This is a genomic window from Chlorobium sp. (assembly GCF_036528655.1).
GTDB lineage: Bacteria > Bacteroidota > Chlorobiia > Chlorobiales > Chlorobiaceae > Chlorobium.
The window spans coordinates 1-16829 of record NZ_JAIGND010000030.1 but is presented as its reverse complement, the minus strand read 5'-3'; the positions used below and the strand labels follow the sequence as shown (position 1 = coordinate 16829).

Below are 16829 nucleotides of genomic sequence, written 5' to 3'. Positions count from 1 at the left end.
AACCACTATTAAAAGCCAAGCATAATTCCCACATTCATTTTCAGGAAACCGTCTATAAAGGGCACCTGAAAAATTCTGAAAAGAAAGCATACTATCCGTAAGAACTGAAATGTTGTACAGGTTCACAAGCGGGCCTGGGGGTTAAACACTTCGCTGCGAAATTACGAAAAATTCAGGAAAATGAAGCCCAAAACCTCCCTGTTCCGAGGATTCCCCTCCATGATGTATATTCAGATTTTTCCCGCTCCGGAACAGGGGCGGACAATCTTCAGAATGTGCACACACACCATGAAAACGAAACGCATCCTTCCATACACGCTCATGCTTGCAGGGCTTTTGCTGGCTCATCCGCCGACGATAGCCGCCGAAACCCTCGAAGAGAGGGTGGCCAGGCTCGAAAATGAACTTGCCGAACTGAAAACCCTCCTTATAAAGAGCCCTGAAACAACAGCGACATCACCTGAGCCTCCGGTTGCGAGCTACGCAACTAAGGCGCCGGCCAGCATAGCGGTTACCACGAATTCAGGCGTCAGTGCGCAGCTGTATGGGTTCGCGCGCCTCGACGCGTCGTACGACAGCAGCCCTGTCAACCCCGGAAACATAGCGCTCTGGGCGCAGCCCGGAACCGGCGGCAGCGACGGGGAGTGGAACCTCACCGCAGGGGCAACGAGGCTGGGCATCAATTTCAGCGGACCCGATACCGGATACCTGAAACTTTCGGGCAACGTCGAGCTTGATTTTCTCGGCGGCGGCAGCGAAAACAACCTCAATCCCCGTCTGCGGCACGGCTATCTGAAGGCCTGCTGGCCGGCTTCGGATTTCAGCGTCACAGCCGGCCAGACCTGGGATCTGGTCTCCTCGCTGATTCCTTTCGTGGACGATCCGGGGATGATGTGGGCATCGGGCAACATCGGCACGCGGCACCCTCAGTTGCGCCTGACGAAGGGCTTTGCGGTGGGAGAAAAAAGCCGTCTTGAAATCGCAGCGGCAGCGTCGAGAACCATAGGCGAGAAAAACACTCCGGGTACCGATACCGGAAAAGATGCCGATATGCCGACTGTTCAGGGTCGCATCGCATTCTCCACTCCGCTGACAGACTCGGGAAAAACTGCAGCAATAGCGCTGTCCGGGCATTACGGGCAGGAGGAGTGGGACTCCGACAAGCTGAACCACCATGAAACCATCGACTCATGGTCGTGCAATGTGGAACTTTCGTTTCCGCTCTCATCCAGACTTCTGCTGGCCGGCGAGTATTTCACCGGATCCAATCTCGACGATTACTGGGGAGGCGTGTTCCAGGGAGTCAATGCAAAAGGAGCGAAACCCGAGGGTATCCGTTCGAGCGGAGGGTGGGCCGCGTTACGCTACGCATATTCGCCGGCCGTAACCATAAGCCTCGGGGGAGGCTTCGACGATCCCGAGAACGGCGATCTCTCCGGCATGGAAAACCCGAGAACCTTCAATCGGAGCCTGTTTGCGGCCTACGTCAACCAGCTGACGCCGAACTTCGTCTTCGGTCTGCAGCTTTCGAAATGGGATACCGGATACCTGAACACTCCCGACAGCGATGCGGTAAGGGCCCAGAGTTCGATGACCTACAGATTTTAAACGAGAACACAGGCGATTGTTTCTGCCCTGCACAACGGCATCCCTGCCGATGCCGTTGCCAGGCAACAACGAGGCACTCCTCAGCGGATGATGATCTCTCCCGGCATGGCAGCAAGCATCTGAACCCGTCCGGACCGTACCGCAATGGCAATCATGCGAAGCATGGCTCCGGCAGGCAGCGGGGATACCGCTTCGCCGATGGCCGCAGCGCCGAACGAGCGGGCAACCGCAGCCGGACCTCCGTCGAAAAACATCTGCCACCACGGCTGCCGTTCGGGATAGAGCAGGATGCGCGGCTTTTTGGAAACATCCATCTTCGCAAGACGCTGCGCCTCCCTGACGGCGTCGAACAGTCCTCCCGTACTGTCTGCAAGGCCGAGCTCCAATGCCTGCCTGCCGGTCCACACCCTTCCTCCGGCAACGGAATCCACCGCAGCGGCCGACATCTTTCTTGACCGGGCAACCTTGGCGACGAAATCGTCGTATATGAAACCGGAAGCTTCGTCGAACTTCCGGTATGCTTCGCCTTCAAGAGGCTTGAATGCCGTATTGGCATCGGCAAAACGCCCTCTGGTCACGACATCGCGGCCAAGGCCGGTTTTTGCTGCAAGAGCGCTGATATCGGGTTTAAGCGCATAGACACCGATCGAACCGGTCACGGTAAGCGGCTGGGTGAACACGGTTTTTCCCGCCAGCGCGGCCATGTAGCCTCCCGATGCGGCAACGCCCGACATGGATACCACAAGCGGTTTTTTAACGGCTGCCGAATCGAGCATCTGCAGCATATCGGCGGCGGCAAATGCGTCCCCTCCGGGACTGTCGATGCGGAGCACCATCGCCTTTACCTTGTTGTCTTCGAGCGCGGCATCGAGCGAACGGCGAAGCATCCCGACGTCGGCGCCTTCGTCCGAAGCCATTGCCGCTCCCGAAGCCGAGCGGACTATAGGTCCGGAGAGGGTAATGACGGCAACCGCATCGTCAGTATCGGCCTTTGCCGGCCAGTCGATCGATTCACGGTATGCCGCTGCGGAAACGAAAAGATCGTCGGCTTTTTCAGGCTCTTTACCGCTGATGCGTCGAGCCATCGAACGCTTCAGCTCCCAGTGCGAGGCTACGCCGTCGGCAAGGCCAAGCTTTACGGCTTTCTCCGCCTGCACCAATGCGATATTGTCGATGACGGATTCGAGCGAATCGCGGCTAAAGCCCCGCCGTTTCGAAACATAAGCGGTATAGTCGCCATAGACGACATCGAGCAGCGAGTTGACCTGCGCAAGATACTCTGGACTCGCTCCGGTGCGTGTAAAGGGCTCGATGCCGCTTTTATATTTTTTCCATTGCGTCGCCTGGAATGCGATGCCGAGCTTTTCAAGCGGTGCGGTATAATAAAGCGTTTCGGCTTTGAGGCCGTCGAGCAGCAGATAGCCACCCCGTTCTACAATCACGGAATCGCAGGCCGAAGCGAGATGATAATCGCTGTCCTCGGCGGAGTGGAGCCAGGCCACAACCTTGCGTCCCCCGGCCCGGACTTTGGCTATGGCGCTCCGCAGTTCCGTGATTTTTGCCGGCGATACCTGCAGATTTCCGATTTCCAGCAGGACGGTATCGATTCTTTTGTCGTGCGATGCCTGATCGAGGATAAAGAGCATATCCTGAAAAGAGAGCTGTTCCCCCTCGCCGGAAAGCGGAAACGCATCGCGTACGCTTCCAATCTCTTCGAGAGAGCCTCCCAACGGCACAGTCAGCACGAAACGTCCGGGCAGATCGTGCGACGAACGAAAAACAAAAAACAACACTGCTCCGACTATAAGCGGAAGGAGGAACAGTACAAGGCATCCTTTGAGAAAACAGCTTTTTGCTTGCATAACAGACAGCATCGATTGATAAACGAAACGGAAAGATTCGGAACAAAAAACGACAATGAAATCATTCATACAGCAGGCAGCTCACCTGATGCAGCGGATCGCTGCCCGATGCTTTCAGCCTGGGCTCCATAGTGCTGCACTCTGGCCTGGCGACCGGGCACCGCGGGTGAAAACCGCATCCCGAAGGCACATTGAGCGGGCCGGGGAGATCTCCTTTCAATAACGTTCTGTCACGTTTGGCGTCGGGCTCCGGTATTGGAACGGCTGAAAGCAGCGCCCTGGTGTATGGATGCAGGGGATTGCGGTACAACTCTTCGGAAGAGGCGATTTCGACGATTTTTCCGAGATACATAACCGCGACCCGGTCCGAAATGTATTCGACCACGGAGAGATCGTGCGCTATAAAGAGATAAGTCAGGCCGAGATCCCGCTGGAGATCTTTCAGGAGATTGATGATCTGCGACTGGATTGAGACGTCGAGCGCCGAAACCGGCTCGTCGCAGATGATGAACTCGGGGCCGACCGCAAGCGCGCGGGCTATGCCTACACGCTGCCGCTGTCCTCCCGAAAATTCATGCGGATAACGGTTCGCATACTCCCGGTTCAGGCCGACGAGATCGAGAAGTTCGAGCGTGCGCCTGAGTGCGGCGTCACCTTTTGCTATCCGGTGTACCGCAAGCACTTCGCCGAGCATCTGCCCGACGGTCAACCTCGGGTTCAGCGAACCAAAGGGATCCTGAAATATCATCTGCATCTTCTTGCGAAACGGTCTGAAACCGCCAGCGTCCAGAGCTGAGACCACCTTTCCGTCAAAGGTGACGCTGCCGCTTGTGACGCCGTGCCCGAGTCGCAGAATCGCCCGTCCAAGCGTAGTTTTACCGCATCCCGATTCGCCGACGAGGCCGAGCGTTTCGCCCCGATAGATATCGAACGACACGCCGTTCACCGCACTGACGCGTTTTGCCCTGCCGTTGCCTCCCCCCGGTTTGACGGGAAAATGCACATTGATATCCCTTGCCGAAAGAAGCTGCCGTTGTAGGTCCATCGTGTGACGAATAGCTGTTTATCGTATTTTTATTAGTATACTAAAAGCGTGCTGAAACTTCCATAAGAAACCTGATCCACCGTTACGAACCAGACTGTTTTGCCTTCCGGAAACCAACATAACGGCACCCTCTACGTTGTTGCGACGCCGCTCGGCAATCTTGACGACATCACCCTGAGAGCCATAAAAACCCTTCAGCAATCCGAAGCTGTCGCCTGTGAAGATACAAGACGGGCCTCGATTCTGCTTCGTCATCTCGGTATAACCGGCAAGCAGCTGGTCAGCTATCACGATTTCAACGAACAGGCCGCCATCGGACGCATCTCGCGGATGCTCGCGGAAGGACTCGACGTATCGCTCATCACCGATGCCGGCACTCCGGCCATCAGCGACCCCGGCTTCCTCATGGTACGCACGCTCAGGGAAAGAGGGTTCGCGGTCATTCCCGTTCCGGGCCCGAGCGCCCTTACCGCCGCGCTCTCTGTCTGTCCGCTGCCGGTAAGCAGCTTTTATTTTGCGGGCTTTCTTCCGCATAAAAAAGGCAGAAAAAGCCGTCTTGAATACCTTTCGTCTCTCGGCACGACTTTCGTGCTGTATGAATCGCCGTACCGCATAAAAAAACTGCTCGACGAGCTCTCGGCGCAGATGCCCGAAGCGAATGTTTTCATCGCCCGGGAGATGACCAAAATACATGAAGAGTATCTCGCCGGGCCGGCGGAAATGGTATCGGAGCAGCTTCCCGAAGAAAAGGTGAGAGGCGAATTCGTTGTGGTGGTGCATCCCGTCAACGAAGGAAAGCAGAAAACCAATACGTCATACAACAAGTACGAGGACAATGCAGATAATAACTGAACCTGCCGTGATGCAGGCTACCGCAGAAAAACTAAGGCTGCGCAGGCAGCGGATTGGCGTCGTCATGACCATGGGCGCTCTCCACGAAGGGCATCTCAGCCTGATACATCAGGCCCGCAGCGTTTCGGGAACCGTAATTCTGACGATCTTCGTCAATCCTAAACAGTTCGGGCCGGACGAGGATTTTCATCGGTATCCGAGGCCGTTCGAACAGGATGCCGCCCATGCCCGAGCTGCAGGTGTGGACTATCTTTTCGCGCCTTCCGTCGAATCGATGTACCCTGAAGGCTTTCAGACTGCCATCCGGGCCGGCAGCATAGCTGAAGGGTTCGAAGGCATGAAGCGTCCGGGACATTTCGACGGGGTTGTTACCGTCGTCACCAAGCTGCTGCAGATCACCAAACCCCATACTGCCGTTTTCGGAGAAAAAGATGCCCAGCAGCTTGCCGTCATCCGAAGGCTGGTTCGCGATCTGAATATGGATGTCGAAATCGTTGGTGCGCCCATCATACGCGAAAAAAACGGGCTTGCCGTCAGTTCGAGAAATATCTACCTCTCCGGAGAGCAGCGCGAAGCGGCACAGGCGCTCTACCTGGGTATCTGCCATGCGAGCCGGGAAATCGAAAAAAAGCGGACAGACCTCTTTGGTATCGCAGCCGAAATCGAGCGCATGATCGCCGAAGAACCGGGATTCCGGTGCGACTATGTCGCATTCGTGGACGAAGAGAAGTTCATGCCGGCGGAAACCGCGGAACGGGAAAAAAAGTACCGTCTGCTGCTTGCCGTTTATGCCGGAAACGTGCGGCTGATAGACAACTGCCTATTCACCGCCTGATTACAGAAAAACACTTTTTTTCTTATATTGTAGGATTGATTGTTTTTTCTGTTCCGTAGCCGATTCGAACGGCAGAACCCGGAAGGCAGGTCGCCCATGGCTGTGCACAAGAGATGAGGAACACTTTTATCACTAATTTCAACCGATTTTCATGATTATCAAAAAAGAGATCGATCTTGGCCAGGGAAAAATACTGTCGATCGAAACCGGAAAGATGGCCAAACAGGCCGATGGCGCGACCGTCGTCCGGCTTGGCGACACGATGGTGCTCGCCACGGTAGTATCAAGCAAAACTCCTCCTCCTCCCAATCAGGACTTCTTTCCTCTCCAGGTAGAATACCGCGAAAAATATTCCGCAGCGGGCAAATTCCCCGGCGGTTTCTTCAAACGTGAAGGCCGTCCTTCAGAGAAGGAAATACTCTCTGCCCGCCTGATAGACCGCGCCCTGCGCCCGCTCTTTCCTGACGGCTACTATTACGAAACGCAGGTCATCATCTCGGTCATCTCTTCAGACCAGCAGAACGACGCCGACGTGCTCGGCGGCATTGCCGCATCGGCAGCAATCATGGTTTCCGATATCCCCTTCCCGAGCGCCATGTCGGAAGTGCGCGTCGGCAGAATCAACGGCGAGTTCATCGTCAATCCCGATATCAATGAATTGCAGCGGAGCGATCTCGACATCTGCATCGGAGGTACGGCAAATACCATCTGTATGCTGGAAGGCGAGATGAAGGAGATCTCCGAAGCGGAAATGCTCGAGGCCATCAGATTCGGTCACGACGCCATCCGCAGAATATGCTCGGTTCAGGAAGAAATGGCAAAAGAGGTCGGCAAGGCGAAACGCGCTTTCGCTCCGGCATCGGTTCCGTCGGAACTCACCGGAAAAGTCCGCGAGATCTGCGAAGCCCGACTCAAACAGCTCGCTTATACCCCGCTGGCAAAAGAGGCCCGTGCAGAAGAAACCGCCGCGATATACCGCGAAACCCTGCAGGAATCGCTCGACCACTTCAAAACGCTTTACGCGGATGCCGATGTTTCGGCCGATCCGTCTAAAGCCATGTGCCTGAACGCCCATGTGATAGAGGAAGAGATCCACTCGATCGAAAAAAAGGTCATGCGTCACATGATCCTCGACGACGCCAAACGGCTCGACGGCAGAACTTTCGAACAGGTACGCCCCATTACCATCGAACTGGGCGTCATCCCCAGAGCCCACGGTTCGGCGCTCTTTACCCGCGGAGAAACCCAGGCACTCGTCACTGTCACGCTCGGTACCAAAAAAGATGCCCAGTCGGTCGATACCCTTACCGACACCGCAGACAAACGTTTCATGCTTCACTATAACTTCCCGCCCTTCTCGGTCGGCGAAACCGGACGCGTGGGAGGAACCGGACGCCGGGAGATCGGCCATGGCAATCTTGCCGAGCGGGCAATCAGAATGGTGGCACCCACGGAACAGGAGTTCCCCTATACTATCAGAATCGTGTCCGACATTCTTGAATCCAACGGCTCTTCCTCGATGGCTTCGGTCTGCGGCGGCACCCTCGCACTCATGGACGGCGGCGTACCGATCAGAAAGCCGGTATCCGGCATCGCTATGGGCCTGATCAAGGAAGGCGATAACTATGCCGTCCTTTCAGACATTCTCGGCAACGAGGATCATCTTGGCGATATGGACTTCAAGGTAACAGGCACCGCAGAGGGCATTACGGCATGCCAGATGGATATCAAGATCGACGGACTTGACTACCATATCCTTGAAAACGCTCTCGAACAGGCCCGCAGGGGAAGACTCCATATCCTCGAGGTCATGGAGCAGGCCATCCCTTCTTCCCGCGATGAACTTGCCGCTTATGCGCCGAGGCTCACAACCATACAGATTCCCGTCGATGCCATCGGCCTCATTATCGGCAAAGGCGGCGAAACCATCCGCAGCATCACCGAGGAGACCGGCGCCGAAATCAATATCGAGGACGACGGAACCGTAACCATCGCCTGCTCGAACGTCGAAGGAACCCACGCCGCCCTGGCCACGATCAAGACCCTCCTGGCCAAGCCCGAAGTCGGCACGACCTACCTCGGCAAGGTCCGCGACGTCCGCGATGAACTTGGCGCCTTTGTCGAATTTCTTCCGAAAACCGATGGGCTTGTACACATTTCGGAAATTTCGTCTACCGTAAGGGTCGCCAAAGTCAGCGATCATCTGAAAATCGGCGACCGTGTAAAGGTCAAGCTGGTCGATGTCCGCAAGGATCCCCGTACCGGCAAAACCCGCTTCGCGCTCTCCATGAAAGCGGTCGAAATCGACGCCGCCAAAGACGAACAGAAGGAAAACGGCCAGGAAAACAACTGAGCAGAGCCCTGTTTACGCAAAAAAGCAGTGCAGGCTCTCCTGCACTGCTTTTTTTTATGAAAACCGTTTTTTCAGCGGGCGGCAATTCATATTTTCAGCCTTCCCGATGCTCCTTTAAGAGCTGACAAAAAAAATCCGAACGAAAAAGAACATCATGCGTTACGATTTTTCGGCAGTTGAAAAAAAATGGCAATCCCTCTGGCAGAATACCGATACGTTCCGAACCGCCGAGTACCGGGACAGGCCAAAATATTACGTACTCGACATGTTCCCCTATCCAAGCGGATCCGGCCTGCACGTAGGACACCTTGAAGGGTATACCGCTTCGGACATCGTCGCCAGATACAAAAGAAGCTGCGGTTTCAACGTACTGCACCCCATGGGCTGGGACGCATTCGGACTTCCCGCCGAACAGTATGCCATCAAAACCGGCACCCACCCCAAAATCACCACTGAAAACAACATCCGCAGTTTCAGGGAAACCCTGCAGGCCATGGGCTTTTCCTACGACTGGTCTCGTGAAATCAATACAACCGATCCCGCCTATTTCAAGTGGACGCAGTGGATATTCCTGAAACTCCACGAGATGGGGCTGGCCTATATGTCGGACGTCGATGTGAACTGGTGCGTCGAGCTCAAAGCCGTTCTTGCCAACGAGGAAGTGGACGAAAAAATCGCCGATGGCTATACCGTTGTGCGCAAGCCGCTTCGACAATGGGTATTGAAAATAACCGCCTATGCCGAACGCCTGCTTGCCGATCTCGACGAACTGGAATGGCCGGAAAACGTCAAACAGATGCAGCGCAACTGGATCGGACGATCGGAAGGCGTTGAAATCGACTTTGAACTGCGATGTCACAATAAAAACCTGCGGGTCTACACCACCCGGCCCGACACGCTCTTCGGCGCGACCTATCTGGTCATCTCGCCTGAACACCCGATGGCCGAAAAGCTCGCCACTGCTGAATACCTCAAAGCGGTCAAGGCATATATCGGCGGAGCGAAACTGAAAACCGAGCTCGAGCGCACCGGCCTGCAGAAGGATAAAACCGGCGTATTTACCGGCTCGTACGCAATCAATCCCGCAACGGGCAAGCCGCTGCCGGTCTGGATATCCGACTTCGTGCTCACCAGCTACGGAACGGGCGCCATCATGTCGGTACCGGCTCACGACAGCCGCGACTGGGAGTTCGCAAAGAAATTCGATCTTCCCATCATCGAGGTCATCAGAAGCCCGCACGAGGTTCAGGAAGCGGTCTTCGAAGGCAAGGACAGCGTCTGCGTCAACTCGTCGAACGGCGATATCAGCATTGACGGACTCTCCTTCAGCGAAGCGTTCGAGGTCATGGCAACATGGCTCGAATCGAAAGGAGCCGGAAAACGCACGGTTAACTACAAGCTGCGCGACTGGATTTTCAGCCGTCAGCGCTACTGGGGCGAGCCCATTCCGGTCAAGCACTATGAAGACGGCACGCTTCGTCCGGAAACGAACCTTCCGCTCACGCTGCCCGAGGTTGAAGCCTACCAGCCTTCCGATACCGGCGAATCGCCGCTGTCAACAATTCACGACTGGCTCTACGGAAACGACGGGCATGGATCGTTCAGAAGGGAAACCAATACCATGCCCCAGTGGGCAGGAAGCTGCTGGTACTACCTGCGCTTCATCGACCCTCTGAACGGCGATAATCTCGTCGATCCTGAAAAGGAACGCTACTGGATGAATGTCGATCTCTATATAGGAGGCGCCGAACATGCCGTACTGCACCTGCTTTACGCCCGTTTCTGGCACAAGGTGCTTTTCGATCTCGGAGTCGTAAGCACCAGAGAGCCTTTCCGCAAGCTGTTCAATCAGGGCATGATCCTCGGTGAGGATAACGAAAAGATGTCGAAATCAAGGGGCAACGTCATTCCGGCCGACCATGTCCTGGAGAAATATGGAGCCGATGCCGTCAGGCTCTACGAAATGTTTCTTGGCCCGCTCGAACAGGTCAAGCCCTGGAATACCAACGGCATCGAGGGAATAAGCCGGTTTCTCGGCAAGGTCTGGCGCTTGGTCTACCCCGAACAGGAAGGATCGATGGCTCAGTTCACATGCGACACATTGCCCGAAGAGTTGCTGCGCCGCATGCATAAAACCATAAAAAAGGTCTCGGAAGATACCGAATCGCTCAAGTTCAATACCGCCATCTCGGAAATGATGGTTTTCGTCAACGAACTGCATAGAAGCGGCATCCGCTCGATAACAGCAGCAGAAACACTGCTTCTGCTGCTGGCCCCATACGCGCCGCACATTTGCGAGGAGCTCTGGCAGGCTCTCGGCCATGATGGATCGATAAGCGGAGCTCCATTTCCTGCATTCGATCCGGCACTCGCTGCGGACAGCGTCGTTGAAATTGCCGTGCAGGTCAACGGAAAACTCAGGGGCACATTTACCGCCCAGGCCGGAACAGCCAAAGAGGATCTTCTCAGAGAGGCAGGAGCTGTCGAATCGGTCGTAAAGTTCCTCGAAGGAAAAACCGTTGTGCGGGAAATCGTCGTTCCCGATAAACTGGTCAACTTTGCCGTCAAATAGTCCGGATGAAACTACCGGAATGTCGTATCACAGGGTAACAATTATTGACAACAAGTTTTTTTTTATGTAAAATGAGAATTATGTCATTCGTGCGCTATCCGAAAAAATAATCTCCACAAGCCACAGTCACCGTTCATGCTCACATGCCTGTGAGCAGGATTTTTTTTCTGTCAACTCATAAAAACCGGATCAATGGCAACAGACGAAAAACCATCAACCAACCAGGAATCCATCAGCTCCGTTCTTTCGGAAAAGCGCAAGTTCCCTCCTGCTGCGGAATTTTCAGGGAACGCCCACATTTCGTCGATGGAGGAGTACGAAAAGCTTTATGCTGCTGCAGCCGAGGATCCAGAATCCTACTGGGCAGGTATAGCCGAACAGTTCCACTGGTTCAAAAAATGGGACAGTGTGCTTGAATGGAACACCCCTTATGCAAAATGGTTCAACGGCGCAAAAACCAACATCTGCTATAATGCCGTCGACGTGCACATGAACAGCTGGAGAAAAAACAAGGCCGCCATTATCTGGGAAGGCGAGGAAGGAAACCAGCAGGTCATCACATACGGCGAACTGCACCGTCAGGTCAGCAAATTCGCCAACGTGCTTAAAATTGCCGGCATCAGACCCGGCGACCGCGTTGCCATTTACATGGGCATGGTTCCCGAACTGGTTATCGCCGTTCTTGCCTGCGCCCGCGTCGGCGCCGTGCACAACGTCATTTTTGCAGGTTTTTCGGCTCATGCCATTACCGAAAGAGTCAACGACTCCCGCGCCAAACTCGTCATATGCTGCGACGGAACGAGACGCCGCGGAAGTTCGATCAATCTGAAGAGCATCGTTGACGAGGCTATCGTCAACACACCCTCCATCCGCAGCGTTATCGTGCTGAAAGTGACCGGAGAAAAGGTCAACATGCACGACGGCATGGACCACTGGTGGCACGACCTCATGGGCCTTGCCATGGATGTCTGCGAACCGGTCGAGGTCGAAAGCGAACATCCGCTCTTCGTGCTCTACACCAGCGGATCGACCGGCAAGCCGAAAGGTATCCTGCACACCACGGCCGGCTATATGGTGCATGCGGCAAGCTCCTTCAAATACGTATTCGATATCAAGGACGAAGACATTTACTGGTGTACCGCCGACGTAGGCTGGATCACCGGTCACAGCTATATGGTTTACGGCCCTCTGCTCAACGGCGCCACGCTCCTTATGTACGAAGGTGCGCCGAACTACCCGCAGTGGGACCGCTTCTGGGACATCATCAACCGCCACAAGGTCACCATTCTCTACACCGCGCCTACCGCCATCCGCGCATTCATCCGCGCCGGCAACGAATGGGTCACCAAACACGACATCAGCTCGCTCCGACTTCTCGGTTCAGTCGGAGAACCCATCAACCCCGAAGCATGGATGTGGTACCACAAAATCGTCGGTCAGGAAAAATGCCCGATCGTCGACACCTGGTGGCAGACCGAAACCGGCGGCATCATGGTATCTCCGCTGCCCGGCGCAACACCGACCAAACCCGGAACGGCAACCCGTCCGCTTCCCGGCATCATGGTCGATGTCGTACGCAAGGACGGCACCCCGTGCGAAGCCAACGAAGGCGGCTATCTGGTCATCAAAAAGCCATGGCCATCCATGCTCAGAACCATCTACGGCGACAACGAGCGATATGAAAAAACCTACTGGTCGGAGTTCGACGACATGTACTTCACCGGTGACGGCGCACGCAAGGACGAAGACGGCTACATCTGGATCATGGGCCGCGTCGATGACGTTGTCAACGTCTCCGGCCACCGCCTCGGCACCAGCGAAGTCGAAAGCGCCCTTGTATCCTACGAAGCCGTTGCGGAGGCTGCGGTTGTCAGCCGCCCCGATGACATCAAGGGCAACGCCCTCGTGGCATTCGTCACGCTCAAGGACGAGTACGAAGGCGACATGAAGCTGCGCGAAGCGCTGCGCAACCACGTTGCCAAGGAGATCGGCCCGATTGCCAAACCGGACGAAATCCGCTGGGCAAAAGGACTCCCGAAAACCCGCAGCGGCAAAATCATGCGCCGCCTGCTCCGCGAGCTTGCAACCAGCAACGAAGTCAAAGGCGACGTCACCACGCTCGAAGATTTCGGCGTCCTGGAAAACCTTCGCGATCAGGAAGACTGACCGATCGCCTCGAACGCATCACAAGCAGGAAGCGCAGCCCGAAAAGCTGCGCTTCCTTGTTTTTCACCTTAACCAGCCATCCCGCTATCTCGCCCCCTGCCATCGCTCTCCGGCAATGAACCGCTCGATAACCGACACAATACCCTCAACGTCATCCGGCGATACCCCGGTAAACAATACCTTCTGCGGGTAGATCACCACATTGGGCCCCGTAGCGCAAAGCCCCATGCAGCCGGACGTCGAAACCCTCACTTTTCCTTTCCACCCTCTCTCTTCAACAACCCTCTTCAATGTTGCCTTTACAAGCTCACTGTTATCGTCCGCACATGATTTTCGTTCTCCGCCCCGATCGTTGGTGCAGACAAAAACATGAGCGGCGTATGGAGATTCACGTTGCACAGCCATGATACACGATCCCTGTTATGAATTCATTTTCCCGAACCATAGGCCTGATTGCTGGCCTTCCTGTTCCTGACGCTGCTTACCATTACTGGCATGAAGCCGAATCAGGACGAATGAACCGCAACGGGCATTGTCGCGACTGTTATGATTATTTATTGCATCGAGTGCAAACCAATCATATTCCCTTCGGTATCGCGAACCAGCGCAATAAAACCGTACTCCCCGATAGACATTTTTTCGCTGACTGTTCGCCCGCCGTTTTTGACTGCACGCGCAGCAGTCGCCCCGCATTCTTCACAGCCAAAATAAACCAGGGTGCCGCCTGCGCCGGGCCCGAAGCCCTCCATTTTCACCAGCATGCCGCTTGCGCCAGGTGTAGTCATGGCTGTTTCGCTATCCCTGGGCCCGGGAAAGCTCCACATTTCCATATTCGCTTCCTTGCTCATTTCCTCAGTTGGCGGCAGCATCTTTTCCAGTACAACATCGAGCGTGGCTTCGTAGAACGCCCTGGCGCGCTCCATATCCTCGACGTAAATTTCAAACCAGACAACGGGATTGCTGTTCATGATCGTTCTCCTTTTGTGAGTGCGAAACACTACGCAGGTATCATACCTGTCACCTTAACCCGGATTGTTATCGATCCTTATCATTATCTCTTCAACCGGACGGCATGTCTATCAGTTCATGAAAACCAGCCAAACAGCATCGATGGGCATATCATCCTCCCTTTCGTATCTCCATCATACGCGCCTTGACGAGCTTCTTTATGAGCCTCACAGGAAGCATGTTCCCGGGCTGGAACCGTATTGTTCCCTTCGAAACCTTATACTCCTTCAGTTCTGAAGCATACAGGCTGATAACGGCAGGGCTCATGGGATAGAATCCGCAATGGCTCTTGAAACCTGCGTAGCAAGCAAGCGGCTTCCCCTCCAGCCTGAATCCGGGGACGCCATACACAAAAGCTTCTTCCGCATCGGGTGCGACAGCCTGGATGGCTTCACGAAGAGTCTGCAAGGCTCGCCGAAAGGCTTCCGGCTGCAAGACCAGATAGGCATCCACCTCTTTATTACCCGGCTTCATAGTTACCTCCTCTTTCGATTTTCCGCCTGACGTGGCCGTGGATAGGCCAACGGCTTCATCGCGCATCGTCCGTGTTGATGAATGGGTTTGGCCTATTTGGCATTTCGCGATCCCGCAAACGCAGTGAAAATACCAGGACCGATAAACATGCCGCCGCCGAGACGCCGGCAGAAGTTGTCAACAACGCCGCCACGCAGTACGGGCGCAACCACTCCGGCAACCAAAGCATAAATGCTGTCGGTTACGGCGGCAATTGCCACGAAAAGGAAACCAGGCGCGATGGTCTGAAACATGGGAGGCGCAACGGGACTCAGGAACTGCGGGAGAAAGGCGGCAAAGAAAACCGTCGTTTTCGGGTTGAGCAAGGCAACAACGAAACCGTCACGAAAGACACGCTCGGTTGACACTGCGTCGGGAACAACGGCTGAATTGCCGGCAGATGATGAGCGAAGCATCTGCACACCGAGGTACACAAGGTAGAGGGCGCCTGCATACCTGACGACGTTAAAAGCAAGGGACGAAAACGCGAACAAAGCGGCAAGTCCAATTGAAGCAGCAAAGGCATTGCCGAGGTTGCCGAGAGCCACAGCCGCTACCAAAACCAACCCGAACCGGCGTCCCTGAACGAGGCTGCGGGTGACAATATACAGCACGCCGGGCCCCGGCGTCACGGCAAGCACGGCGCTCGCAAGAAGAAATGCGTAAAACAACGGCCAGGATGGAAGGAAATCGGTCATATCGGCAACCTTGACAGGCCCGGCATGGCCGCGGATGAGCAGTGTTCCGCGGTGGTAAATTTATGTAACGCGGAGTATCTGCTCCATCCGCTTGTTCACCAGTATCTGTCAGCGTAAAATAATACAGAAATCCTTTACGGGGGAATTCTCTCTCGATCAGTTCCGGATGCAATCGTGATTGGTTACAAGGATAAATGCTTCATTGCCGGGATCAGCCGCGTCTACCGCGCAATTAGTTTACGTAATTGCGCGCGTCCCCATTCTTTCTCACATTCTTTCTCCCACATGGCATTGTTCGGCAATCTCATTTTGTTGCGGATACATTGACGGATTAAACAGAACCCGCCTATCTTCAATCTCTGTAATCAACCTTTGTGCAGCTTCAGAATCTGGTTTTGGTGGGTTCCAAGAAACGCCAGAAATTGGAGTACTAAATCCTGTAAAACGATGAGCTATTTCCTTAAAGTTCACTGGACTCTCCTTGAGGCATAACAATGTTTATACTGATCTGCCTAATTCAGGAAAAGCAGAATCTAAATTTCTTATCTTGAAATGTAGTGTTTCCATAAAAAAAGTCACACTAAACCACATCCCCTCATGAAACCAGCACACATCATTCGCGTACTCCCGCTCTGCGCAGTTCTGCTGTTCACCGGATGCAGCGGCAACGACCCGGAGAAAACTGATGTCGGCAGCGGAAATCCCGCAGTAGAGCAGCAGGCATCGAAACTCATCGAGCCGTGCAACCTCATCACCGCGGAGGATGCGGCAACAATTCTCGGCGAAGCGGTTAAACCTGCGGAGAAAAGCGAAAAGCAGGTTGTGGGCATGAAGCTCTGCATGTACAACGCTCAGAGCGACTCCATGGAGTTCCTGCAGGTGACGCTGACCCAGGATGCGTTCATGCAGCCGGGAGGCATCCCGACAGCTTCGATCTACAAGAGCCTGAAAGATAATTTCGAAGGTATGAGAACCGATATAGAGGGCGTGGGAGATGAAGCGTTTATATCGACCGGCGGTATCTACATCATGTCTGACGGCTATTACATCCAGATCGGAGCCGGCAACACCAGCAAGGAATCGGTGCGGAACCGGCTCATCGAAGCGGGAAAGATGGCAGTCGCGAAGCTGAACACCCTGAAGTAATCACCTCTCCAAGAGCAACCTACCCCGATTGATCGAGGAATAAAGGGCACCTCTATTTATTGTCGTGAGAAGCACGAGGGCAAGGCGGACGGAGCGGAGAAACCGGAGTGTACACAGAGTACATGAGGATTTCGAGCACCGCCCAACACAGCAATAGGGATTCGGAACAAA

General features: G+C 54.8%; 13 protein-coding genes. 7 read left to right on the top strand and 6 right to left on the bottom strand.

Going from position 1 to position 16829, the window contains the following annotated elements; genetic code table 11:
- The first annotated feature begins 288 nt into the window (after positions 1-288).
- Positions 289-1608 (top strand): hypothetical protein, encoded by a 1320-nt coding sequence (locus K4305_RS07870; RefSeq protein ID WP_331561865.1) that lies wholly within the window; start codon positions 289-291, stop codon positions 1606-1608.
- An 80-nt stretch (positions 1609-1688) separates the two neighbouring features.
- On the opposite strand, the gene K4305_RS07865 is transcribed toward K4305_RS07870, so the two are convergent.
- Both K4305_RS07865 and K4305_RS07860 read right to left on the bottom strand, forming a co-directional pair.
- Entirely contained in the window at positions 1689-3470 is a 1782-nt protein-coding gene (locus tag K4305_RS07865) for a S49 family peptidase (protein WP_331561864.1), read from the bottom strand.
- A gap of 61 nt (positions 3471-3531) precedes the next feature.
- The gene (locus tag K4305_RS07860; protein WP_331561863.1) at positions 3532-4515 is read right to left on the bottom strand and encodes an ABC transporter ATP-binding protein; all 984 of its coding nucleotides are present in this window, start codon (positions 4513-4515) and stop codon (positions 3532-3534) included.
- A gap of 99 nt (positions 4516-4614) precedes the next feature.
- Between K4305_RS07860 and rsmI the strand changes: the two genes are divergently transcribed.
- The 5 genes from rsmI to acs all read left to right on the top strand — a co-directional run bounded on the left by rsmI (position 4615) and on the right by acs (position 13293).
- A complete protein-coding gene (gene rsmI, locus K4305_RS07855; protein ID WP_331561862.1) occupies positions 4615-5367 on the top strand; it encodes a 16S rRNA (cytidine(1402)-2'-O)-methyltransferase in 753 nt (250 codons plus the stop codon).
- A complete protein-coding gene (panC, locus tag K4305_RS07850) occupies positions 5351-6202 on the top strand; it encodes a pantoate--beta-alanine ligase (RefSeq protein WP_331561861.1) in 852 nt (283 codons plus the stop codon). Before rsmI ends, panC begins: the two co-directional genes overlap by 17 nt.
- Before the next feature lie 151 nt (positions 6203-6353).
- Complete coding sequence (locus K4305_RS07845; RefSeq protein ID WP_331561860.1) at positions 6354-8555, top strand: polyribonucleotide nucleotidyltransferase; 2202 nt, start codon at positions 6354-6356, stop codon at positions 8553-8555.
- 154 nt (positions 8556-8709) lie between these two features.
- A complete protein-coding gene (gene leuS, locus K4305_RS07840) occupies positions 8710-11127 on the top strand; it encodes a leucine--tRNA ligase (RefSeq protein WP_331561859.1) in 2418 nt (805 codons plus the stop codon).
- 192 nt (positions 11128-11319) lie between these two features.
- The gene (gene acs, locus K4305_RS07835; RefSeq protein ID WP_331561858.1) at positions 11320-13293 is read left to right on the top strand and encodes an acetate--CoA ligase; all 1974 of its coding nucleotides are present in this window, start codon (positions 11320-11322) and stop codon (positions 13291-13293) included.
- 84 nt (positions 13294-13377) lie between these two features.
- Here the strand turns inward: acs and K4305_RS07830 are convergent, their stop codons facing one another.
- The 4 genes from K4305_RS07830 to K4305_RS07815 form a co-directional block, all read right to left on the bottom strand.
- Complete coding sequence (locus tag K4305_RS07830) at positions 13378-13698, bottom strand: (2Fe-2S) ferredoxin domain-containing protein (RefSeq protein WP_331561857.1); 321 nt, start codon at positions 13696-13698, stop codon at positions 13378-13380.
- A gap of 149 nt (positions 13699-13847) precedes the next feature.
- Positions 13848-14261: a VOC family protein gene (locus tag K4305_RS07825; protein WP_331561856.1), complete on the bottom strand. Its 414-nt coding sequence runs from the start codon at positions 14259-14261 to the stop codon at positions 13848-13850.
- A 151-nt stretch (positions 14262-14412) separates the two neighbouring features.
- Positions 14413-14841, bottom strand: a complete 429-nt coding sequence (locus tag K4305_RS07820; RefSeq protein WP_331561855.1) for an iron chaperone — start codon at positions 14839-14841, stop codon at positions 14413-14415.
- A 26-nt stretch (positions 14842-14867) separates the two neighbouring features.
- Complete coding sequence (locus K4305_RS07815) at positions 14868-15512, bottom strand: LysE family translocator (RefSeq protein ID WP_331561854.1); 645 nt, start codon at positions 15510-15512, stop codon at positions 14868-14870.
- Between the two features lie 597 nt (positions 15513-16109).
- Here K4305_RS07815 and K4305_RS07810 point away from each other — a divergent pair.
- Positions 16110-16658, top strand: coding sequence for a hypothetical protein (locus tag K4305_RS07810; protein WP_331561853.1), 549 nt, complete (start codon positions 16110-16112; stop codon positions 16656-16658).
- Positions 16659-16829: the final 171 nt, after the last annotated feature.

Excerpts from the sequence above, each read along its gene's own strand:
- K4305_RS07810 (WP_331561853.1), top strand. The coding sequence starts at position 16,110 with ATGAAACCAGCACACATCATTCGCGTACTCCCGCTCTGCGCAGTTCTG.
- panC (WP_331561861.1), top strand. The coding sequence starts at position 5,351 with ATGCAGATAATAACTGAACCTGCCGTGATGCAGGCTACCGCAGAAAAA.
- K4305_RS07815 (WP_331561854.1), bottom strand. The coding sequence starts at position 15,512 with ATGACCGATTTCCTTCCATCCTGGCCGTTGTTTTACGCATTTCTTCTT.
- acs (WP_331561858.1), top strand. The coding sequence starts at position 11,320 with ATGGCAACAGACGAAAAACCATCAACCAACCAGGAATCCATCAGCTCC.
- K4305_RS07845 (WP_331561860.1), top strand. The coding sequence starts at position 6,354 with ATGATTATCAAAAAAGAGATCGATCTTGGCCAGGGAAAAATACTGTCG.
- leuS (WP_331561859.1), top strand. The coding sequence starts at position 8,710 with ATGCGTTACGATTTTTCGGCAGTTGAAAAAAAATGGCAATCCCTCTGG.
- K4305_RS07860 (WP_331561863.1), bottom strand. The coding sequence starts at position 4,515 with ATGGACCTACAACGGCAGCTTCTTTCGGCAAGGGATATCAATGTGCAT.
- K4305_RS07865 (WP_331561864.1), bottom strand. The coding sequence starts at position 3,470 with ATGCAAGCAAAAAGCTGTTTTCTCAAAGGATGCCTTGTACTGTTCCTC.
- K4305_RS07820 (WP_331561855.1), bottom strand. The coding sequence starts at position 14,841 with ATGCGCGATGAAGCCGTTGGCCTATCCACGGCCACGTCAGGCGGAAAA.
- K4305_RS07870 (WP_331561865.1), top strand. The coding sequence starts at position 289 with ATGAAAACGAAACGCATCCTTCCATACACGCTCATGCTTGCAGGGCTT.
- K4305_RS07830 (WP_331561857.1), bottom strand. The coding sequence starts at position 13,698 with ATGGCTGTGCAACGTGAATCTCCATACGCCGCTCATGTTTTTGTCTGC.
- K4305_RS07825 (WP_331561856.1), bottom strand. The coding sequence starts at position 14,261 with ATGAACAGCAATCCCGTTGTCTGGTTTGAAATTTACGTCGAGGATATG.